Here is a 19,226-nt window from a genome sequence, read left to right as displayed (position 1 = left end):
CAAGTTGAGGCCTATGTGAAGTACAATACGTTCGATAAAGGCCAAAATGAGACTTATAAAAACAAGTATCCGTTCCATGTAGATAGACTCTTTTACAACAAGCAGCAAGATGTATATATCTGTCCGATGGGTCAGCAAATGGAATATATTGGTGATAGAAGTCGTAAGACTGGCAACGGGTTCATCCAGACATACAGGCAATATCAAGCGAAAAACTGTAGTAGCTGCCCTTTGATTGGAGCTTGCCATAAATCTAAAATCAACCGGGTCATCGAGATCAATGTGAACCTAAAAAGACAAAAACAACAGGCTCATGAGCGACTTAACAGTGAGCAAGGAATAAGGCATCGAAAGAAACGATGCTTTGATGTTGAGCCAGTCTTCGCAAATATCAAACAGAACCATGGGTTCCGCCGCTTTATGCTCCGGGGTAAAGAAAAAGTCGAGATCGAATGGGGTTTACTCGCGATAGCACAAAACTTAAGGAAAAAAGCAGCTTAGAAAGGCTGTTTTTGCGTGTGTAGTAGCTAAAAAGATCCACGAAGCATTCCTGAATATCTTATAACTAGGAAAAGTCTAAAAATCAAATTAAACAGCACCAACAAAAAAAGAAGCCGTTCATCTTTCAATGATACGGCCTCTTTTATTCATGGATTTCCTTTATCGTTGATGGCAGCATCTTCAACTGGAATGAGGCCTTCCTGGGCATTAAGCCCCGACAGGATTACTCTTTTTAAACGTTCCTGATGTTCATCGCCCCACAATCCTATTGCATCAATCACCGGAATTAAAGTCTGCCCAAAGGCCGTAAGTTCATACTCCACCTTCGGAGGCATCACCGGGTAGATCTTGCGGGTGACGAGTTCGTGCATTTCGAGCTCCTTAAGTTGCAGGTTTAAGACGCGTCTGGTAGCATCAGGGATCTTACGCTGCAATTCACCCGGGCGTTTGTGGCCCTGATTGATGAACCACAACAAGCGAATTTTCCATTTCCCATAGAGAATTTCTCCGACCAGATCGAGCCCGCAATTTAAGTTCGGAAGTGTCTTTCTCTCATACATATCCAAATATAACGCTAAGATTTTGATGCGCACAATACGGAAAAATTTGTCCCTATCTGATTCGTAAGCCCGTACTTGCCTGAACCAGGGGTACTGCGGAAATTTGTCTGGCTACTGCGTATCAGCGCAATAGAACAAATGTAACCTACTACAGCAAATACTTTGAATTTAGAGATATGGAACAGCAATTTAATTTCGGCAATGAACTAAGCGGCAAGCTAGCCTTAGTAACGGGAGGCACAAAGGGTGCCGGTAAAGCCATTGCGCAGCGGCTGTTAAAAGCAGGTGCAAGAGTCATCATCTCCGCAAGGAACAAACCACATGAGGATGTAGAAGATCTACATTTCATCGCAGCGGATCTGAGTAAGCCTGAAGGAACACAGCAGCTATATCGAGAGGTAACAGTGCGGTTCGGGAAAGTCGACATCCTGGTCAACAATCTCGGTGGCTCCGAAACTCCATCCGGCGGCTTTGCTGTGTTGAGTGATGAAGATTGGGAAGAAACAATCAGCACTAATCTGCTGGCGCCGGTAAGATTAGACCGGAGCTTTCTGCCGGAGATGCTTGCACAGAGTTCTGGGGTGATCATCCACATTGGTTCTATTCAGGCCCGACTTCCGCTTTATGATTCTACCCTGCCCTATTCGGCTGCCAAAGCAGCACTGCTAAACTACAGTAAAAGTCTTTCCAATGAGGTTGCACCGAAAGGCATACGCGTACTTACAGTTTCCCCAGGGTGGATAATGACCGATGGTGCCCGTGGCATGATGGAACGTATTTCCGCAAGTGCAAACATTACCGTAGCGGAGGCAACACAGGGTGTGATGGAGGCCTTAGGCGGGATTCCAAGCGGAAGGCCTGCGAAGCCCGAGGAAGTTGCAGAACTTGTTGGCTTTTTAGTGTCGCCAAGGGCAAGTTATCTTACAGGCACCGAATACATTATTGACGGAGGAACCATTCCAACCATTTAACCTGATAAAGAAATCTTAACACCATGAATTTACCTACAGTTTTAACTACGTTGTTGGCAGCGCAAGCAAGCTTCAACAGTACAGATTATGCAAATTGTTATTCAGATACCGCAATCGTTTTTGATGAAGGTGCAGAACACCGGGGCCGTCTGGAAATTCAGAACTGGTTTGAGGAAACTGGTAATAAGTACCGGAGCGTTCATAAACCACTTAGCTACGTTGAGGTCGACAATGGCGGCGTACTTATTTCAGAGGTCTCGGGAACTTTCCCGGGAAGCCCGATAGTTTTGCAATTCCACTATACTTTTACAGGTGACTTGATCGAGAAGCTTGAGGTAAAAAGTTAGCTGCAGCAGCGATAAAGCTTTTATTTGTTAAACCGCTGAAGTAGCTTAACTTTAACAGTTGTTAATTTTATCCGCCATGGGAAAGCTATTTACCAGGATCGAAAGTCATCATAGAGACTTTATCGAAAAACAGAAAATGTTCTTTACCGCTACCGCACCGCTAAGCGCAGCAGGTCATGTAAACCTCTCGCCCAAAGGGCTGGACAGTTTTAGGGTATTGAGTGATACCCAGGTGATGTATCTGGACATCAATGGGAGTGGAAATGAAACTTCCGCACATATGCTGGAGAATGGCCGCATTACTTTTATGTTCTGCGCCTTTGAGGGCCCACCGCTTATCTTACGTTTGTACGGTGAAGGCCAGACAATACTGCCCGGCGGTGAGATGTGGGATGAACTCCTGCAAGCATTCGATCTAAAGATCGCTGCCCGGCAGATCATTGTGGCTGATATTCATATGGTTCAAACGTCCTGCGGCTTTAGTGTCCCTTTGTACGACTACAGTGGCGAGCGTGACCATGCATTCCAGTGGTCGGAGAAAAAAGGACCCGAAGGTTTAGAAAAATACAAGGAGGAAAAGAACCGGATCAGTTTGGATGGCCTACCAACCGCCCTGCAGATCGCCGCGGAATAGTGAAATAAACAAAAGAGTCGTCTTCAGAACGACTCTTTTGTTTATTTAGCTTATAACAATCCGCCAGCGACGGTAATTCTTTCGCCGGTAACCCAGGCAGCATCATCGGAAGCCAGGAACAAGGCGACTTTGGCCATATCTTCCGGCAGTCCTAACCTGCCCAAGGGCGTAATGGCCAGCATCTGCTGTTCAAGCGCAGAACCCCTGATCACGTCACGTGTGCCTTCAGTTTCCGTCATGCCAGGCGCAAGTGTATTGATGCGGATCTTCTTCGGTCCGAGTTCCTTTGCAAGTCCTTTGGTCATGGCATCCACCCCAGCTTTTGCCGCTGAATAAACCACAGTACCTGGAACAGGATTCTGGCTCACGGTAGAGCTGATGTTAATAATGCTTCCACCCTGCTCGCCAAACAGCTTTACCGCCTGTTGTGTGCAAAGAAAGTTGCCAAACAAATGTGTGTTTACCTGTACATGAAAGCTTTCCTCGCTGACCTCCTCTATTGGCTCAATTTTATATACTCCAGCATTATTTACCAGGATATCCAGCTTACCAAAAGTATCTTTCACTTCCTGAAACAACCGCTTCACCGCTGCAGCATCTTTGATGTCTGCTTGAACGGCAATCGCCTCAGCGCCTAGCGCTTTGATCTCTTGCACTACCTTTTCCGCTCCTGTTTTATCCGAAGCATAGTTGAATACGAGTTTTGTGCCAGCGTGTGCAAACGCTTTTGCAATCCCTGCACCAATGCCTTTTGATGCACCGGTAACGACTGCTACTTTATTTTTTAGTTTTAAGTCCATTTCTTTTTACATTAAATGAACTGCAATAGTAGCGGAACGGTATACTTTTGGCAAGTATGTACTTTTTAGTATGTTACCAACAAAAAATAATGTATTATTGATTATCAACACCTTACAAGACCACCCGAAATGAAACATGACATAAACGTTTCCGAAGTCGCGCAGGTTTGTGCGGTGGATTATGCCTTTAAACGCATCGGCGGAAAATACAAGGCCCGGATTTTATGGTATCTGAATATGAAAACGGTACTCCGTTATGGGGAGCTGAGCAGGACCTTGCCTGATATCACCACGAAGATGCTTACACAGACCTTACGAGAACTGGAGGAAGACAACCTGATCAGCCGCAGGGTTTATCATGAAGTGCCTCCGAAAGTCGAATATTCCTTGACGGAGACTGCCCAGGAATTGATCCCCTTTATCGCGCACCTGCACGCCTGGGGTAAGAAACAGATCGAAAAAGAAATGCTGGCTAGTGATGGTAAAATTCCGAAGCTTAAGGCGTTACCCTGCCAGGCGGACTGTTGACGCGGAGTTGGTTTATGAGCGGATGCTGTTGCTAATGCCAGCGGGCAGCACAAATCTGAATTGACAACCATTGGCAATGACAATAATTCTATACATATGAACGCAAACAATAAAGCTATTCTCGAAGAAGCAAACGCGTTTGTCGCGAAAGGCGACTATGAGCGGTTTTTGACGTACTGTACAGAAGATACGGTATGGACTTTTCTTGGCGAGCGCATCCTGCGCGGTAAAGAAGCGGTTAGACAGTACATGGCAGAAGTATATGTAGAGCCACCAGTCTTCGACGTTGAACATACGGTTGCGGAAGGAGAATTTGTTACCGTAATTGGAAAGATAAGCTTGAAAGACAAAAGCGGAAATACAAATCATTACGACTACTGCGATGTCTGGAAATTCCGTGACGGTAAGCTGCACGAGGTTAAGGCATTCGTTATACCGGCGCAGCAATTATAGGTTTGCTCTACTGATAAGACTGCCTGAATTCTACAGGCGACAAATTCGTTTTGGTCTTGAATAACTTGCTGAACGACTGCAAGTGTTCGAAGCCCGTGGCTCCTGTGATGAATAAAAATGTAAGTTATTTGAAATTACTGGCTTCAACGATCAGGTCTGCAACGGTTTTCGCATGACTGATGTAAACACTATGGCTTGCACCATCAACCTCAACGATCTTTTTGCTTTTAGCCCTTTTAGCATACATTCTTTCGAGGTCCGGGTTGATGATCCTGTCAGATTTCGCAACCACATACCAGACCGGCTTTGTCTTCCATGCAGGATTTTTGATGATGGCATGAAATACGACATCTGCCGTAGACGTTTGGGACCTCGCCATAAAGTCTGCTTTAGCTTTCGGCAGGTCGGCGGAGAAATCCGCAGCGAACATCTTTGGATCTATATAGTCCCAGCCATCGGTGCCTTTTATCAGGGACTTATAAGCTGAAGGAAACTGCTTTCCGTTTCCCGCCTCCGACTCACCTTCGTCGGGTGCATGAGCAGCAACATACACCAGTCCGGTTACTTTAGGATCGTTACCGGCAACCGTGATCACAGCGCCGCCATAGCTGTGCCCCACCAGAATACAGGGCCCTTCCTGCAGATCGATGACCCGTTTTACTGCAGCTACATCAGCCTCAAAGGTCGTCAACGTCGTTTGTGCAACACTCACCTGATAACCCTTGCTGTGGAGTATGTTGAAAGTTTGCTCCCAGCCCGACCCATCTACAAATGCACCTTTCACCAGCACAACGTTTCGTACGCCTGAAGGGTTCTGAGCAGATGCCTTAGAAACTGTTACCATCATCATACTGCAAACCAGTAGTGCAGCTTTGAGGAGGTTTGGCCCGAAATTGATATTTAAACGCATAATGCAAGTTTTAGCATTGTTGAAACAAACCAGCAGCACAGTCTTCCCAACCCTTCTTCTGGGTTCAATAAGCTCATGTGCTTTGGCCCTTCATTGTAGGTCAGCGTCGTTGATACGTGTGACCGGAGCGTTTGTTCCTCAAGATTAGCTGCTTATATGTTCAGCATTGGGATGAAGTAATTCAAATTGTGCAGCGACCTATTTGGATTTCGAAGATCAATAGCCTCCTGACAAATGCATGGTGAAATACTGATCTATGTTCTCAGCGGTTTCTTAAACAGGACTGCTTACATAACTGCCTCTTTTTCAGTTAAGTTACGAATTTTTATAAGGAAACCAACCAGATATTAGCAAGCGTTTGCGAACACATAGAATAGCCTATCAATGGAAATCAGCTTTAAAAATCTGTATCAAGCTTCTTCTCCATTTCCTTTTGAATTAAGTTAAAAGTCGTCAGCATCTTTTCGTTCAGCGTTTTTAGAACCCGCATTCTTTGACGCTTTAAACTCTGCCGAGAATTAGCAAGGTTACGCACCGGCATACTGTGGGATACAAAGTCCTCATAACTGTTGTACTTCAAAGATTGCCCATAAGTATACTGTGGCACTTCCATCTTGATCTTATACTTTCCGTCCTTAACGATTATAAACAACAGCGCATTGAAATTGTATTTGTCAGTAGTCGGATCATCACTCAAAGAACCCATAAAGGTTCTGTCGCTGATATCGTAAAAATTATTGATGCTGCATATGCCGGATTCCAGATCATAATTGGACGTACCCAATTTGTTTCCTGCGAAGGTCTTCTGCACGGCAAGTTTAGCTCTCGAAAACAACTCCTGTTTAGTGGTATTTGGAAGTTCCACTACGGCTTCCACATACACGTTCCCATCTTTCAAAGGGAGGTAGTCTTCTAGTGCAACGGTATCAGGAACGGTACTTCCATTTCTGTGCGTACTCCAGGTTATAGCATCTTGTGAGAAAGAATATAGGCTTGATGACAATATAAACAAGCTTAAGAGTATTAATTTGTTAGGTTTCATGAGATCTTTTTATGAAGATAAAAAATTTCCCCTTGATTGAAAATACTTGAATAATCGCTTATAAACTAGGCCAGCGTTTTTCATGATCCGCTATTGATATAGGTCATATCTAACATCGTTTTGATTTTTTATGAATCACTAGTTGTAGCTATTCGCCAGAAAGAACTTATGTTAAACGCCTGATCATTAAGTGTTTCAATATTATTTCTGTAAATTCATGTATGCTAAGCTAAACGTAACACCCATGGCACTTTCAAAAACGGTTGTTCTCATACATGGGAACTTTGTGAACAATAACACCTGGACAGATTGGAGCAGTTACTATAAGCAAAAAGGTTACTCGGTTTATACACCTGCCAACCCCGGACATGAAGGTGTACCTAGAGAACTTAGGATGAAGATTCATCCTGATCTAACAAAAACAGGCTTCAAAGACATCGTGAATAATCTGGCGAAATTCATTGATAAACTGCCGGAAAAGCCTTTGATTATCGGTCATTCTATGGCAGGTATGGCTGTGTTAAAACTTGTGGAAATGGGGAAAGCAGCGGCGGCGGTGAACATTGATGGTGCGCCACCTAAAAACGTCTTCCCGCCCTTTCAAACGCTCAAAACAGTATTACCTGCTTTCGGGTTCTTCTCTTCGAAAAGCTATTTTCTTGGGAGTCGTGAATGGTATAATTATGCCTTCTTTAATACGATCCCGGAGGCGGAAAAAACTGCAGCCTATGAAAAATATGCTGTCCCGGAGAGCTTTAAGGTCAGTCGGCAGCTTGTGTTGGACTCCTTTTCCAACATAGACTTTAAAAAAACACATGTCCCAATCTTGTTTATCGCCGGAGGTCAGGATCATATTTTTCCAGCATCACTTACGCAGACTATTGCCGGTCGGTACAGGGATATAAATAGCCGGGTGGATTTAAAGATCTATGAGGATAAAAGTCATTTCATTTGTGGAGAGCCAGGCTGGCAAAATGTCTCCAGTGATATCCTGACATGGTTTGAAAGTCTTTAATAAGAATTCTTTATACTAGCTTGCGGCGTGATTACTTAGATCCGATCAGTCCTGCATCAAACGCGATCTCGCCATTAACAAGGGTCAATAGACTTCGGGTCTTCATGAGTTCATTTAATGGCACAGTGAAGATGTCCTGCGACAAAACGGCCAGATCAGCAAACTTTCCTTTGGTTAAGCTACCCTTATCCTGCTCCTGGAATTCCGCATATGCCGCTGTTTTCGTGTATGCAATTACGGCTTCTTCCCTGCTCAATGCTTCAGAAGGCCGCATTGGATGGGTGATGGCCAGCATGATGTTCAGGTATGGATTATGCGGCCCATCAGAACCTATCGCTAACGGGATGCCTGCTTTCACAAGTGTTTTCATCGCCATTCCATGACTGGTACCTGGCGGAGGCAAAGGCATGCCGGGGACAGATCCAAAGTGGGTAGGATTTTGTACGACAATTATCCCGAGGCGACGCACTTCATTCAGGTACTCCGGTGAATAATCAACCTCGTCCCCATGCTCAAATCTCGGCCGCAAGGACGGCCAGTCGACATCTACCTTGCTCATCAGTTCCAAAAGCACTCCAATGGTTTTGGTACCGCCAATATGAAAGCAAATCTGATCTTTACGTGTGATAGCTTCCTGGATCATCCTTTCCATTTCAAGAACCGTATAGTTCATCCGACCATGCCAATTATCTGAACCGGGATAAGCAGCCAGCTGCGCAGCGCCTTGCTCTAGCGGGGTGCCTTCAAGGAGCCATTTGGTCCCGCTGACGCGAAGCAAAGGCAGGCCTTCAACTTTGACCGGCAGCTGTTTGGAAGGAATATCTAGGCTGCCATCTGGATTGATATCCCCCCAGCGTATAAGTCGCATTCGCAGCGGCAAGCCAGCTTTCTTCCAGTATTGTACAAAATCATCTGCTTTGGCACCGGTACACATATTCTGAAAGGAGGTAATACCCAGGCTCAGTAGATCCTGACTTAAATTGCGGAGGTTTGCTACCAGCCTTCCATCATCCCGCATGGCCATTATCTTTTTGTAGCTGGTATTCGGCCAATAAGCGTTCTTTTCATAGGCTTTACCGGTCAGGGTTTTGCCATCTGGCAGGCGCTCATAAAATCCACCCTTAGGATCCTGCTGAGTGGTCCCGATCCCGAATTTCTCCATGGCCATGGTATTGAAAATACCCATATGCCCCCACCAGGATAAAAGCAAAACCGGGTGATCAGGTGCCAGTTTATCTAAACTAAAGCGGGTTGCATCTGGGCTTTTGGCAATATCAAGTCCTATGCTGGCGGTAATAAACTGTCCCTTAGGGGTATGTTTCAGGGCAAGCCTGATGGAATCTACTAAAGCCTCCCAGGATGGATTCATTCCCTTCAGATGGATCATGGTAGACTTCAGCGCATTTGGCAGATGGTTATGTGCATCATTAAACCCTGGAACCATAAGCTTACCGGCAAGATCAATTCGTTTTGTGCTGCCAGCTTGATATTTTTCCATTGCAGCGTTGCTGCCTGTTGCCAGGATCCGGCCATCCTTAATTGCTATCGCTTGTACGTAAAGATTGGTAGTGTCGGAAGTAAAGATCTTTCCGCCATAAAATATCAGATCGGCGACCTGTGCATGGCAACTCGGCGCCATTAGCAGTAGGAATATTGTGAGTAACGGCTTCATAGCCCATCATTTTCTAAATAAAAATACATCATACTGCTCTGGTAATCAATGAAATAATTAAATTATTTCTTTACCGTCAGCTACTAAGCAGCAATAATACACCCATCTGATATAAGGATAATTTAGATTCGGTTTCTTTGCAGCAAGATTTACAAGCGATAATAAATGGAGAAAAATGTATTAAAAGGAGCATTACTGGTCGGGTTAGGTGCTTCCAGCTACGGTGCACTGGCGACCGTAGTCAAATTAGCCTATGCAAAAGGATTTACAACCGCACAAGTTTCTACTGCACAGTTCTCCATTGGATTAGCAGTCATGCTGCTCCTGCAAACGCTGTTTAAGAGCCCAGCGAAAAAACATGAATCAACGGATCGATATTCGATCTTAAAACTTATTATCGGGGGAACATCGCTGGGACTTACCAGTATCTTCTACTACTTTTCAGTGAAATACATTCCCGTTTCAGTGGGTATTGTACTTTTGATGCAGTCGGTTTGGATGGGCATTTTACTTGAGGCGGTGCTGGACAAAAAATGGCCTTCCAAAAGAAAGATCGTGGCCACCTTCATTGTGCTGATCGGCACTGCCCTTGCCACAAACATCTTTTCTGCGGCTCATGAACTCAACTGGGTTGGCATTGCCTGGGGTTTTGCAGCAGGCTTGTCCTATACCATCTCTTTATATTCTTCGAATAGCATTGCTGCGCACCTGCCTTCCATAAAACGAAGCCTTTGGTTACTGGTGGGTGGTTTAATTATCATTGTACTCATCTTCGGCGCTACATCATCGTATAAGAATTTCAACTTCGGAATTTACTGGCCCTGGGGTGTCTTCCTGGCTCTATTTGGTACCATCCTGCCACCGCTGCTTTTTACCAGTGGCATGCCGCATACCGGTATAGGGCTGGGCACCATCATCGCTTCTGTAGAACTTCCCGTGTCTGTGATGTTTGCCTATATCTTGTTGAAGGAACCGGTAAATCTTGTGCAATGGGTCGGCATACTATTGATCATCGCTGCTATCGTATTGATGAATATCAAGAGCCTTCAGTCGAGTAAGTAATAGAACTCTTAACGGACATCAACGATGGGAGTTCGGTAGGGATATCGCTATCAGTAGGTATTAAAAGTTGGATTCTTTGTTCGTAAATTGAATAGACCAATCAACCATATAACTACCTGGTAATGAAAAATATTTATACTTCAACACTGGCAGCATTGTGCATAATGCTGGCCCTGTCAGGTTGCGAAAAAGATGTTCCGCTCAGCAGTAGCGAAAATCATGGGTTGAATACCCCGGCATATGATCTGCCAACTGGAGCCTTGAAACCACATTACGTATATACATTAGCGGGAAACCCCGACAACTTCAATCATAACGATGGGATCCGTGACCAGGCTGGATTTATGAGTTTACAGCAATTATTGGTCAAAGATGGCTTTCTTTATGCCCTGGATTCTTACATCATCCGTAAGATCAGGATCAGTGATGGAACGGTAACAACCTTAGCTGGTGATCCACTAGGCGGAGAATCTCGCGATGGCTTGAAAGATCTTGCGACATTTGAGCTACCTACAAGTATGGCTTTTGGCCCGGATGGGAACATCTACGTTGCTGAGTACTTAAAGGTTCGTAAAGTCACTATGGATGGCATGGTGACCACTGTGGCAGGCACAACGTTCGGCTACCAAGATGGGCCAGCAAAAACAGCTAAATTCGCCAGACTAAGCAGTATAGGGGTATGTACTGATGGAACTATATTTGTGTTTGATAATGGGATAAACCAGATCCGGAGAATCAGTCCTTCTGGTAAAGTAAGTACGCTTAGCTCTGGTGGACCTTCCGGCACCGGAGCCCCAAACTGGAGTTTTAGTAGCATATCTATTAACGAGAAGAGCGAGATTTATGTTGGCGGAGCAGGCATCTATAGGCTAAGTGATAAAGGTAAACTTACAGCGATAAAGAAAACGACATCAGTAATCGGCAACGGGCTTTTGGCCTTAAATGATGGGAGCTTGTTCGTTTCCACCAACAACCAGATACAAAAACTTTCAGCTAGCGGGAACCTTGCGCCATTCGCGGGTTTACCCGAAACTGATTCATTCAATAGGCCAGCTGAAGGTCCAGCAGACAGTGTCGACCTACTTACACCCAATGGTTTCGCAATAGAAAATAACATATTATACTTCGCCGCTCATCCTGATTTTATGGGAGATCCTGGATTCCCCTCTCAACAAGGCCATGTCATTCAGATGATTTCCCTGGCTAAAGAGTAGCCAATGGCGCCAATCAGACGTAGCCATCAGTTAAAACTGGTCTTGCAAACCTGTTCCTATACTCAATGGGCGTAAGACCAGTAACTTTTTTGAACACGTCGCGGAATGCCTTGGTATCCGAATAACCAACGTCATACATCACATCGGACACATTCTTGCGTGAGGCCTCAAAGAATTTCTTTGCGGCCTCTATTCTTACCCGCTGTATGTACTCCAGTGGGGTATTATTGGTTGCCTCCTTAAACCTCCGCTCAAAGGTCCTTCGACCAACAAGCATGAGTGCTGCAAGTTCTTCGACCGTTATTCTTTCCTCGTAATTCTTTTCGATGTAATCCTGCACCTGCCTGATGCCTTGATCGTTATGGTCACGCTGACCTTTGAAAATGGCGAATTGCGACTGGCTGTCCCTTCCAATATCTATTGCGAAATACTTCGATATCATCACTGCAGTTTCCCTGTCGGAGAACTTTTCGACCAGATACAGGATCAGGTTCCATAAGCTACTGGCACCTCCGCTGCTATAAATATTATCGTGTTCAGTGATTACGGCACCATCTTCGACCTCGACCTGTGGATATCTTTCTCTGAACGCTGCAATGTGTGCCCAATGGGTTGAACACTTCCTGCCATTCAGCAACCCGGTTTCCGCAAGTAAAAAGGCGCCCGCACACAAACTGGCAAGTGAAGCACCTTTTTGGTGGAGCGCTCTAAAAAACGGGATTGCTTCTGCATTCGCCTGAATACCCAACTCGGGATTTCCGAATGTTGGTGGTATGACCAGCAGGTCGGTTTCCGCCAGGTCCTTTAAAAGCCTGCCTGTTTTAACCATGTATTCGCCCCCGCTGGCGCTTACATATTCAGTTAAGCCCACATACTCAACTTCAAAGATGGGCCTTTTGCCAGATGTGGCAAGGAATTCATTCGCTGTATTAAATGTTCTAAATGGTGGTGTGATGGCTTCAATCACCCCGTGGTTGGGAACAAAGACCGAAATACGCATAATTTTAATTGTTACAATGACTTATCCGTGCTGCTCGACAAGTTACATATTGTATTGTCGTAATCCACCCCTAAATTGTCGTTTTTACAATAGCCTAAACCTTGAAACTGTCAGCAACTTTGTTTTGTAAATTATTCAATTAAAAAGAGATAGCCATGACAACAGCAAGAAAGATCACGGTAGAAGCAACCGTAAATGCTCCGGTTTCAAAGGTGTGGAAAGCCTGGAATGATCCAAAAGACATCATGCAGTGGAATGCTGCAGACCCGAGCTGGCATTGTCCAGCCAGTGAAAACAACCTCAGCGTAGGCGGCAAGTTTAAACACCGGATGGAAGCCAGGGATGGAAGCTTTGGCTTCGACTTCGAAGGCGAGTATGACAAGATTGAGCCACTTCAGGAGATTAGTTATACCATGTCGGATGGAAGAAGGGTAACCACCTGGTTTGTGGCGAAAAATGGCACAACAACCATTACAAGCAGCTTCGATGCAGAGGAGGAAAACGATCCGGATATGCAAAAGCAAGGCTGGCAAGCTATCCTCGACAACTTCGTGAATTACGTCTCATCAAAATATAATCTAAACTAAATCACGATATCATGAAAAAGATGAAGGTCATTTTTTGGACCGCCACCCTGATCCTGGTACTTTGGGAAGGCCTAATGCCTTTGGGCACCCTCCTGTTCGCACATGAATATTTCAATGCGGGAACAAAGCCTTTGGGCTATCCTGATTATTTCGCGTACACCTTAATCATCTGTAAAGTGCTTGGCGTAATCGCGATCGCGTACCCAAATACCCCTGGGTTGCTGAAGGAATGGGCTTATGCAGGATTATCCTTCAACCTCATATTTGCGTTCATCAGTCATGCATGCGTAGATAAAAACGTTGGTTTTATGCTGATGCCACTTGTGTTTCTGGCAATCCTTGCAGTTTCATACCTCTATAACCGAAAGCTTCAAGAAGCCCGGCATACTGGCTTTCCGAGCTATTGAACAAAGTCACCTTAACAACCCAGATCGACTCCTAACTGGTACACAGGATCTATTAATAAGTTAATTCGACTACACTAATCCCAAGTAAAATGAAAAATAACACCGTAACATTACACCGGGTACTTCAGGCAAGCCCAGAAAAAGTTTTCCGTGCTTTCGCCGATCCCTTAGCCATACCAAGTTGGTATCCACCCTATGGCTTCTTGTGCCAAATTCACGAAATGGACTTCAGGGAAGGCGGACAGTTTAAAATGTCCTTCGTGAATTTCACAACAGGAACTGCACAATCCTTTGGCGGCGAATTCCAGGAAATTAGGGCAAACGAGTTCATCAAGTATTCGGACAAGTTTGACGATCCCGCCCTTCCGGGCGAGATCACGACCATAGTGTCGTTAAATGCCGTATCTGCGGGCACCGAGCTCAAGATCGAACAAAGCGGTATCCCAGAGGTCATCCCTGCCGACATGTGTTACTTGGGTTGGCAAGAGTGCCTGGACAAGCTCAAAAGGCTGGTTGAACCTGAAATTCCAGATGCCTGATTTCCTGGTTATGCGGCAGCAATGTAAAAGCATTTCGAGAAGTGGCGTGTTCATTACCTTTCCAGGGAACTGCAGAGCTGCACTTACGTTCTATCAGAGCTGCTTTGGCGGCATGCTACACTTTGATGTTTTTGAAAAAGTCTTAGATGATCTTACCAAGACACCCGTCATTATCGGCTCACTAGTTTCGGAACGGCTCATCATCCATGGCTCGGACCTCGTTCATAACGAAGGCAGAAAGATCGGAAACCATATTTCGATATTTCTGCCTTGCAGAAATGTAGAGGAGCGATGTTCTTTTGGAGAAAAGTTAGCAGCAAATAATGGTTGGCTCCAGACCATAGATCAAGAGACGCAAATATTGCTGGAAGTGACCGATGCTTTTCAGGTAAACTGGATACTGAGTTTGCGGTAGCGCAGCTGTTAGCCGAAGCTATTAGTTAACCAGATTACAATGCCTACAATGAACAAAAAGTGATATACCTCCGGCTTAGCGAAGTTGAAGGTCCAACCCATAGCTTTAACCCTCTTAGGCACTAAGATGCGCTCATCGTCAGGATTGTAATAGAAAACACCCCATTTATAAAACTGCGGGTTTTCGCTTGGTTCTATATTATTCATCCCTTACAATTTAAAACAATTTCAGCTAAAATCAAGCATTATTGATCGACAGTCATATACCAGATCATCAGGTCTTGCTGCTCAGGTTTTATTAGATTATTTATGCGAGGTAGCTTACGAATAATTTGATGCAAACATTGTTTAAGATATCAACAAAAAAGGCTCCAACCATAGGAACAATCAAAAATGCCTTATGTGATGGTCCATATTTGTCCGTTATGGCTTGCATGTTAGCAACCGCAGTTGGCGTTGCACCGAGACCGAACCCACAATGTCCGGCACTCAGTACAATTGCATCATAATCTCTCCCCATCACCCTATAGGTTATAAATATTGCAAACAAAACCATCAGCACCGTTTGAAGCACAAGCACGATCAGCACCTGAGAGGCTAAGCCCTGTAATTGCCACAACTGTAGAGACATTAAAGCAACGGCCAAAAACAAGTATAACCCGGTATTCCCAAGAACATCCACGGCATGATCATTTACGATATAGGTAGATAAACGGGTGAGGGTGTTACGGATAATGACACCAATAAATAAACACCATACGAAATTGGGTAGCTCAAACCACGTGTCCTCTAGAGATTCATATAAGAGTTGTCCCAGGGCCAAACATATCGCTAACATCGTCAGGGTCTCAATCATGTTTCGAACATTTATCCTCCTGTTGGAAACCGGATTTTCAAACATCTCTACTGGTTGAGCCTGAACTTCCACTTCCTTAGCTGGTGTAATATGTTTTTTCTTCAGCAGGAACTTTGCAACCGGACCTCCGATAACGCCACCCATCACCAAGCCATAAGTTGCACAAGCCATGGCTAATTCGAGGGCACCACTGATCTGAAAAGTCTCGGTAAGATTTTCCGCCCAGGCAGCACCTGTACCATGCCCTCCGGTCAGTGTTATGGAGCCCGCAATAAGTCCGTATACCGGATTTAGCCCCACCAAAGAGGCAATTGACACACCCGCTATATTCTGGACCATAATGAACGAGCCCGTTAGTATGATGAAAACCATCAAGGGTCTGCCCCCCTTTTTTAACTTTTCGAAGTCCGCACTTAATCCGATCGAAGCAAAGAAAATAAGCATCATGGTAGATTGCAGGGTGCCTTCAAAGCTGAAACTAAGGCCGGTTGTATAATTTAAAATATAAAGGATAAGGGCAATAAAAAAACCTCCAACAACAGGTTCGGGAATGTTGTAATTTCTAAAAAAGCTGACTTTTTTTACGATAAAAAATCCCAGAAGCAGAACAAGACAGGCAAAGGCTAACGTTTCAAACAATCCAAAGGTCATAGCGTGATTTTATAGGTTTTTGCCAATATAAAAAATCTGAAGCATACTTGAAGACCCCATATCGGGGCTGCCGATAACTGCAGTAGAATTAAGCGGCGGCAAATTTGGAGCAATCTGCGGCCATTTCTTTATCGCGGCCAGCTCAGTATAAAACAATTTATCACATTGAAACTATTTGATATCAAGCGGGTTGTTAAACCATGAAGATCTTCCCCGCATTATTCGTGTTCGTGCTGCTGTTCGGCTGCAGCAAAAATGACAACAGCCCTGAAGCGGCTGACCTCAACCAAAATGAAACCGCGGCGACTTCTGCAGCCATTCCGCAGCAAACATACCTTGCACTTGGCGATTCTTATACTATTGGAGAATCGGTTCCTCAGGCGCAAAGCTTTCCTTTTTTGCTGGTTTCTAAACTAAATGCCCGAGGAAAGAACTTTGCCGCTCCAAGAGTAATTGCCCGTACGGGTTGGACCACCAGTGATTTACAAAAAGCAGTGCTTGCAGCAAACATCACCAAGAAATACGACTTTGTAAGTCTACTGGTCGGCGTGAACAACCAATACCAGGGACTATCAAAATCCAGCTACCGTTCACAATTTCGAGATCTACTGAACCGGGCCATCAATTATGCCGGAGGCAAACCAAACCATGTGACTGTAATCTCCATTCCAGACTGGGGACAAACGCCCTTTGGAAAGAAAAGCGGCCGCGACAGGCAGAAGATTACGGAAGACATCGCTGCATTCAACGCAATTAACAAAGCGGAAGCAAGCGCAAGAGGTGTCATTTACACCAATATCACAACGATATCAAACAAAGTGAGCACCGACCCCGCCCTCGTGGCTCAGGACGGACTACATTATTCCGGTAAAATGCACGCCTTGTGGGTTGATGCGATCATCACTGCTTTCAACAAGGCTAATTGAGACACGCAAACAGGTTCTTTACCCAACGCTTAAATCATCTCCGGACAATACCGATCCCAGTATTTTAACAGCAGTCGCTTGCCATATTTTGTGAAGCCCCGTCCCATCGCCGGCGTAGGCGTGAACTCACAAAAAACGGCGCCTTTGTCCGATGCGAAAAAATCAATCCTTACGAAGATGCCATAAGCTTTACTAAGTCCTTTTGCCTGTTCCAACATCTGATCAAAACACTTCGGTTTCGCTGGTTCATCCTTTCCCGGATACAAATGGTGCAGACGCTCCATTTTGTTCCAATGCTCATCATAAAAGTAACTGTAACCAACCTTCGGACTTATTCGATCAATAACAGCCACAGAGGCAACTTCTCCATTGAAGCAAAGGAATTTGAAATCATTAGGAATTTCATATTCCCCGCTTTCCGTCCTTACAAACTCCTCAAACAGAAATTCCAGCGCCAGATGTTTATCAAGCTCGGCTTGCAGTTGCTCACAAATCTGTTCGGTTGTATACCGCTTCTGGTCAAAAAGATTCAATCCATCGTTCATGATGAATACGCCTTTTGATCCATGCCCGATCGTTGGACGAATGACATACTGGGAGGGGAACGAATTAAAATCAAGGGTGCTCAGATCCCTTCCTTTCCAGTAAAGATCTGCAACATTACAGCCGAGTAGCTTCGCGAATTCTCTCGCATTATATTTATTACTTAATCTACGTTGCCAGTTCGGAACGTCTTGCCAGGCGTCCAGCGGTATGCCTTCATGCATCTTTGAGTTTCGCACGAGTTCAGCTTCAGGGTCAGACCAGAACATGTGGTGGCGTTTTCTAATCCTTGCCGGAAACTCGCCGGAGTTTTTGATTAGGTTGGAAATGGTTTGGAACATACAGATACTTGGTTTCGTATTAATGGGCTTTTTATTTAGCCTACGAAATTGGTATTCAGAAGGATGTCAGCTTTTGTGCTATGAGGCAAAAAATGTGTAGCGAGGACATTATTTCTCACTTATTTCTATGGTCTTCTGCTTTTTCACATAAAGTTCATCTACGAGAACTATGATGATGGCCAGAAGTGGAGTGGCTAGTAGAATCCCCAGAAAGCCCGAGACGGTGCCCATAAGCACCTGGCTCAAAATTGTGAGTGCTGGTGGAAGGTTAATCATCTTCTTCTGAATCATGGGAGTCACCACATTACTCTCAATCGTCTGAATGACTAAATAAGTAATGGCAATCAATATGGCCATGTTCACACTGATGGTGAAACCGATGAGCACCGCAGGGATCATGGCGATCAGCGGTCCAAAGTTTGGTATGAAATTCATGATCCCGGCTAGTAGTGCCAAGGTCAGCGCCAAGGGAATTTTAAAAATGGTTAAGGCAATTACGGTTAATATGCCAATTAAAAACATAGCGAGCAACATCCCTTTCAACCAGCCTTTAAGTACCTTGCTTATTCGATCAAGTACGATCCTGGCATCTTTTTTACCTGAAACTGGCGTCAGTTTTATTATACCCTCCTTGTAAATAGACGGATCAACGGTAAAAAATATACCAAGAAATATGATGATGTAAAGATCTCCAATTACCCCGAAGCTGGTGTTAAACACCCCTTTTGCGGTAGACACCATTTTAGTATCATCAAAGCCGGCAATGCTTTCAAGAATCTTATTACCTACAGCGGAATGGCTCAATGAGGCTTTAGCTTTAGCAATCATTTCGGGGAGATCGCTGTTAAGCTCCGCAATTTGTGCCTGTATTGTGCTGCCCATGAACCAGAATATGCCAGCGAGAAATGCAATTGAGATCAACACCCCAATAAACACGGAGATGCTGTGTTTTAGCTTAGTAAACCGCTCGATCATATCCCCCAAACCATGAAAAAATACCGCAATGAGGCATGCGGCCAGAACAATCAGCAACACGCTAAATGCGGCTTTTAACACAAAGATCACGATAACAGATAAAGTGATTATGCCAGTTACAATCCAGACCTTATGGCTGAATGAAAGCGCTGAATTTGAACCATCACGAGGATCTTGGTCGTTGATCATAGACATTAAACATTGAATGATTGTTGCCTGGAGCGAGCCGAAGCCCAGGTAATTGAGCTGTCGAAACTAAAACGAATGTACCCCGGCTT

General features: G+C 44.8%; 24 protein-coding genes. 14 read left to right on the top strand and 10 right to left on the bottom strand.

The genetic code is table 11. From position 1 onward, the window contains the following. Positions 1 to 501 (top strand): transposase (locus tag AC5WJX_RS16655; protein WP_494485426.1); only part of this gene is annotated, 501 nt, incomplete at its 5' end. A gap of 146 nt (positions 502 to 647) precedes the next feature. Here the strand turns inward: AC5WJX_RS16655 and AC5WJX_RS16650 are convergent. Then, positions 648 to 1,061 (bottom strand): winged helix-turn-helix transcriptional regulator, encoded by a 414-nt coding sequence (locus AC5WJX_RS16650; protein WP_494485425.1) that lies wholly within the window; start codon positions 1,059 to 1,061, stop codon positions 648 to 650. A gap of 176 nt (positions 1,062 to 1,237) precedes the next feature. Here AC5WJX_RS16650 and AC5WJX_RS16645 point away from each other — a divergent pair, with 176 nt between their 5' ends. The 3 genes from AC5WJX_RS16645 (at position 1,238) to AC5WJX_RS16635 (ending at position 3,013) form a co-directional block, all read left to right on the top strand. Beyond that, a complete protein-coding gene (locus AC5WJX_RS16645; protein ID WP_494485424.1) occupies positions 1,238 to 2,032 on the top strand; it encodes an SDR family oxidoreductase in 795 nt (264 codons plus the stop codon). Between the two features lie 23 nt (positions 2,033 to 2,055). Next, positions 2,056 to 2,379, top strand: coding sequence for a nuclear transport factor 2 family protein (locus AC5WJX_RS16640; protein ID WP_494485423.1), 324 nt, complete (start codon positions 2,056 to 2,058; stop codon positions 2,377 to 2,379). A 76-nt stretch (positions 2,380 to 2,455) separates the two neighbouring features. Further along, a complete protein-coding gene (locus AC5WJX_RS16635; protein ID WP_494485422.1) occupies positions 2,456 to 3,013 on the top strand; it encodes a pyridoxamine 5'-phosphate oxidase family protein in 558 nt (185 codons plus the stop codon). A gap of 50 nt (positions 3,014 to 3,063) precedes the next feature. Here AC5WJX_RS16635 and AC5WJX_RS16630 read toward each other — a convergent pair whose 3' ends face one another. Continuing rightward, complete coding sequence (locus tag AC5WJX_RS16630) at positions 3,064 to 3,813, bottom strand: SDR family NAD(P)-dependent oxidoreductase (protein WP_494485421.1); 750 nt, start codon at positions 3,811 to 3,813, stop codon at positions 3,064 to 3,066. A 129-nt stretch (positions 3,814 to 3,942) separates the two neighbouring features. Here AC5WJX_RS16630 and AC5WJX_RS16625 point away from each other — a divergent pair, with 129 nt between their 5' ends. Together AC5WJX_RS16625 and AC5WJX_RS16620 are read left to right on the top strand one after the other, a co-directional pair. Continuing rightward, complete coding sequence (locus AC5WJX_RS16625) at positions 3,943 to 4,341, top strand: winged helix-turn-helix transcriptional regulator (RefSeq protein WP_494485420.1); 399 nt, start codon at positions 3,943 to 3,945, stop codon at positions 4,339 to 4,341. A gap of 96 nt (positions 4,342 to 4,437) precedes the next feature. Further along, positions 4,438 to 4,794 carry a nuclear transport factor 2 family protein gene (locus AC5WJX_RS16620; protein ID WP_494485419.1) on the top strand — a complete coding sequence of 119 codons (357 nt, stop codon included), beginning with the start codon at positions 4,438 to 4,440 and terminating at the stop codon, positions 4,792 to 4,794. A gap of 124 nt (positions 4,795 to 4,918) precedes the next feature. On the opposite strand, the gene AC5WJX_RS16615 is transcribed toward AC5WJX_RS16620, so the two are convergent. Next, the gene (locus tag AC5WJX_RS16615; protein ID WP_494485418.1) at positions 4,919 to 5,704 is read right to left on the bottom strand and encodes an alpha/beta fold hydrolase; all 786 of its coding nucleotides are present in this window, start codon (positions 5,702 to 5,704) and stop codon (positions 4,919 to 4,921) included. A gap of 397 nt (positions 5,705 to 6,101) precedes the next feature. Next, positions 6,102 to 6,746, bottom strand: coding sequence for a DUF4468 domain-containing protein (locus tag AC5WJX_RS16610; protein WP_494485417.1), 645 nt, complete (start codon positions 6,744 to 6,746; stop codon positions 6,102 to 6,104). A gap of 244 nt (positions 6,747 to 6,990) precedes the next feature. On the opposite strand from AC5WJX_RS16610, the gene AC5WJX_RS16605 reads away from it, so the two are divergent. After that, the gene (locus AC5WJX_RS16605; RefSeq protein ID WP_494485416.1) at positions 6,991 to 7,761 is read left to right on the top strand and encodes an alpha/beta hydrolase; all 771 of its coding nucleotides are present in this window, start codon (positions 6,991 to 6,993) and stop codon (positions 7,759 to 7,761) included. 31 nt (positions 7,762 to 7,792) lie between these two features. On the opposite strand, the gene AC5WJX_RS16600 is transcribed toward AC5WJX_RS16605, so the two are convergent. Then, positions 7,793 to 9,433, bottom strand: coding sequence for an amidohydrolase (locus AC5WJX_RS16600; RefSeq protein WP_494485415.1), 1,641 nt, complete (start codon positions 9,431 to 9,433; stop codon positions 7,793 to 7,795). Positions 9,434 to 9,598: 165 nt separating this feature from the next. Between AC5WJX_RS16600 and AC5WJX_RS16595 the strand changes: the two genes are divergently transcribed. Both AC5WJX_RS16595 and AC5WJX_RS16590 read left to right on the top strand, forming a co-directional pair. Beyond that, positions 9,599 to 10,495 carry an EamA family transporter gene (locus AC5WJX_RS16595; RefSeq protein ID WP_494485414.1) on the top strand — a complete coding sequence of 299 codons (897 nt, stop codon included), beginning with the start codon at positions 9,599 to 9,601 and terminating at the stop codon, positions 10,493 to 10,495. A gap of 122 nt (positions 10,496 to 10,617) precedes the next feature. Continuing rightward, positions 10,618 to 11,709: an NHL repeat-containing protein gene (locus AC5WJX_RS16590; protein WP_494485413.1), complete on the top strand. Its 1,092-nt coding sequence runs from the start codon at positions 10,618 to 10,620 to the stop codon at positions 11,707 to 11,709. A 13-nt stretch (positions 11,710 to 11,722) separates the two neighbouring features. On the opposite strand, the gene AC5WJX_RS16585 is transcribed toward AC5WJX_RS16590, so the two are convergent. Further along, positions 11,723 to 12,709 carry a GlxA family transcriptional regulator gene (locus tag AC5WJX_RS16585; RefSeq protein ID WP_494485412.1) on the bottom strand — a complete coding sequence of 329 codons (987 nt, stop codon included), beginning with the start codon at positions 12,707 to 12,709 and terminating at the stop codon, positions 11,723 to 11,725. 155 nt (positions 12,710 to 12,864) lie between these two features. Between AC5WJX_RS16585 and AC5WJX_RS16580 the strand changes: the two genes are divergently transcribed. The 4 genes from AC5WJX_RS16580 (at position 12,865) to AC5WJX_RS16565 (ending at position 14,657) form a co-directional block, all read left to right on the top strand. Next, on the top strand, positions 12,865 to 13,296 hold the full coding sequence (locus AC5WJX_RS16580) for an SRPBCC family protein (protein WP_494485411.1): 432 nt from the start codon (positions 12,865 to 12,867) through the stop codon (positions 13,294 to 13,296). A gap of 11 nt (positions 13,297 to 13,307) precedes the next feature. Then, positions 13,308 to 13,703: a DoxX family protein gene (locus AC5WJX_RS16575; protein WP_494485410.1), complete on the top strand. Its 396-nt coding sequence runs from the start codon at positions 13,308 to 13,310 to the stop codon at positions 13,701 to 13,703. An 89-nt stretch (positions 13,704 to 13,792) separates the two neighbouring features. Next, positions 13,793 to 14,242, top strand: coding sequence for an SRPBCC family protein (locus AC5WJX_RS16570; protein WP_440427923.1), 450 nt, complete (start codon positions 13,793 to 13,795; stop codon positions 14,240 to 14,242). Beyond that, the gene (locus tag AC5WJX_RS16565) at positions 14,217 to 14,657 is read left to right on the top strand and encodes a VOC family protein (protein WP_494485409.1); all 441 of its coding nucleotides are present in this window, start codon (positions 14,217 to 14,219) and stop codon (positions 14,655 to 14,657) included. The genes AC5WJX_RS16570 and AC5WJX_RS16565 overlap by 26 nt, the downstream gene beginning before the upstream one ends. 8 nt (positions 14,658 to 14,665) lie before the next feature. Here the strand turns inward: AC5WJX_RS16565 and AC5WJX_RS16560 are convergent, their stop codons facing one another. Both AC5WJX_RS16560 and gltS read right to left on the bottom strand, forming a co-directional pair. Beyond that, positions 14,666 to 14,863 (bottom strand): DUF5808 domain-containing protein, encoded by a 198-nt coding sequence (locus AC5WJX_RS16560; protein ID WP_440427927.1) that lies wholly within the window; start codon positions 14,861 to 14,863, stop codon positions 14,666 to 14,668. 100 nt (positions 14,864 to 14,963) lie between these two features. Continuing rightward, positions 14,964 to 16,163 (bottom strand): sodium/glutamate symporter, encoded by a 1,200-nt coding sequence (gene gltS / locus AC5WJX_RS16555; RefSeq protein WP_494485408.1) that lies wholly within the window; start codon positions 16,161 to 16,163, stop codon positions 14,964 to 14,966. Positions 16,164 to 16,363: 200 nt separating this feature from the next. Between gltS and AC5WJX_RS16550 the strand changes: the two genes are divergently transcribed. Further along, complete coding sequence (locus AC5WJX_RS16550; protein ID WP_494485407.1) at positions 16,364 to 17,089, top strand: SGNH/GDSL hydrolase family protein; 726 nt, start codon at positions 16,364 to 16,366, stop codon at positions 17,087 to 17,089. 29 nt (positions 17,090 to 17,118) lie between these two features. On the opposite strand, the gene AC5WJX_RS16545 is transcribed toward AC5WJX_RS16550, so the two are convergent. Continuing rightward, complete coding sequence (locus tag AC5WJX_RS16545) at positions 17,119 to 17,973, bottom strand: ATP-grasp fold amidoligase family protein (RefSeq protein ID WP_494485406.1); 855 nt, start codon at positions 17,971 to 17,973, stop codon at positions 17,119 to 17,121. 108 nt (positions 17,974 to 18,081) lie between these two features. After that, positions 18,082 to 19,137: an AI-2E family transporter gene (locus AC5WJX_RS16540; protein ID WP_494485405.1), complete on the bottom strand. Its 1,056-nt coding sequence runs from the start codon at positions 19,135 to 19,137 to the stop codon at positions 18,082 to 18,084. Positions 19,138 to 19,226 lie beyond the last annotated feature (89 nt).

Source organism: Pedobacter sp. NEAU-ZC8 (assembly GCF_059278965.1).
The sequence above is the reverse complement of the archived record's forward strand: the minus strand, read 5'-3'. Positions and strand labels throughout refer to the sequence as shown.

What these genes read in the sequence shown, in the direction of transcription:
- gltS (WP_494485408.1), bottom strand. Translation starts at nt 16,163, where the DNA reads ATGACCTTTGGATTGTTTGAAACGTTAGCCTTTGCCTGTCTTGTTCTG.
- AC5WJX_RS16570 (WP_440427923.1), top strand. Translation starts at nt 13,793, where the DNA reads ATGAAAAATAACACCGTAACATTACACCGGGTACTTCAGGCAAGCCCA.
- AC5WJX_RS16575 (WP_494485410.1), top strand. Translation starts at nt 13,308, where the DNA reads ATGAAAAAGATGAAGGTCATTTTTTGGACCGCCACCCTGATCCTGGTA.
- AC5WJX_RS16630 (WP_494485421.1), bottom strand. Translation starts at nt 3,813, where the DNA reads ATGGACTTAAAACTAAAAAATAAAGTAGCAGTCGTTACCGGTGCATCA.
- AC5WJX_RS16650 (WP_494485425.1), bottom strand. Translation starts at nt 1,061, where the DNA reads ATGTATGAGAGAAAGACACTTCCGAACTTAAATTGCGGGCTCGATCTG.
- AC5WJX_RS16625 (WP_494485420.1), top strand. Translation starts at nt 3,943, where the DNA reads ATGAAACATGACATAAACGTTTCCGAAGTCGCGCAGGTTTGTGCGGTG.
- AC5WJX_RS16595 (WP_494485414.1), top strand. Translation starts at nt 9,599, where the DNA reads ATGGAGAAAAATGTATTAAAAGGAGCATTACTGGTCGGGTTAGGTGCT.
- AC5WJX_RS16540 (WP_494485405.1), bottom strand. Translation starts at nt 19,137, where the DNA reads ATGATCAACGACCAAGATCCTCGTGATGGTTCAAATTCAGCGCTTTCA.
- AC5WJX_RS16590 (WP_494485413.1), top strand. Translation starts at nt 10,618, where the DNA reads ATGAAAAATATTTATACTTCAACACTGGCAGCATTGTGCATAATGCTG.
- AC5WJX_RS16620 (WP_494485419.1), top strand. Translation starts at nt 4,438, where the DNA reads ATGAACGCAAACAATAAAGCTATTCTCGAAGAAGCAAACGCGTTTGTC.
- AC5WJX_RS16615 (WP_494485418.1), bottom strand. Translation starts at nt 5,704, where the DNA reads ATGCGTTTAAATATCAATTTCGGGCCAAACCTCCTCAAAGCTGCACTA.
- AC5WJX_RS16550 (WP_494485407.1), top strand. Translation starts at nt 16,364, where the DNA reads ATGAAGATCTTCCCCGCATTATTCGTGTTCGTGCTGCTGTTCGGCTGC.
- AC5WJX_RS16605 (WP_494485416.1), top strand. Translation starts at nt 6,991, where the DNA reads ATGGCACTTTCAAAAACGGTTGTTCTCATACATGGGAACTTTGTGAAC.
- AC5WJX_RS16610 (WP_494485417.1), bottom strand. Translation starts at nt 6,746, where the DNA reads ATGAAACCTAACAAATTAATACTCTTAAGCTTGTTTATATTGTCATCA.
- AC5WJX_RS16600 (WP_494485415.1), bottom strand. Translation starts at nt 9,433, where the DNA reads ATGAAGCCGTTACTCACAATATTCCTACTGCTAATGGCGCCGAGTTGC.
- AC5WJX_RS16635 (WP_494485422.1), top strand. Translation starts at nt 2,456, where the DNA reads ATGGGAAAGCTATTTACCAGGATCGAAAGTCATCATAGAGACTTTATC.
- AC5WJX_RS16580 (WP_494485411.1), top strand. Translation starts at nt 12,865, where the DNA reads ATGACAACAGCAAGAAAGATCACGGTAGAAGCAACCGTAAATGCTCCG.
- AC5WJX_RS16560 (WP_440427927.1), bottom strand. Translation starts at nt 14,863, where the DNA reads ATGAATAATATAGAACCAAGCGAAAACCCGCAGTTTTATAAATGGGGT.
- AC5WJX_RS16585 (WP_494485412.1), bottom strand. Translation starts at nt 12,709, where the DNA reads ATGCGTATTTCGGTCTTTGTTCCCAACCACGGGGTGATTGAAGCCATC.
- AC5WJX_RS16645 (WP_494485424.1), top strand. Translation starts at nt 1,238, where the DNA reads ATGGAACAGCAATTTAATTTCGGCAATGAACTAAGCGGCAAGCTAGCC.
- AC5WJX_RS16640 (WP_494485423.1), top strand. Translation starts at nt 2,056, where the DNA reads ATGAATTTACCTACAGTTTTAACTACGTTGTTGGCAGCGCAAGCAAGC.
- AC5WJX_RS16545 (WP_494485406.1), bottom strand. Translation starts at nt 17,973, where the DNA reads ATGTTCCAAACCATTTCCAACCTAATCAAAAACTCCGGCGAGTTTCCG.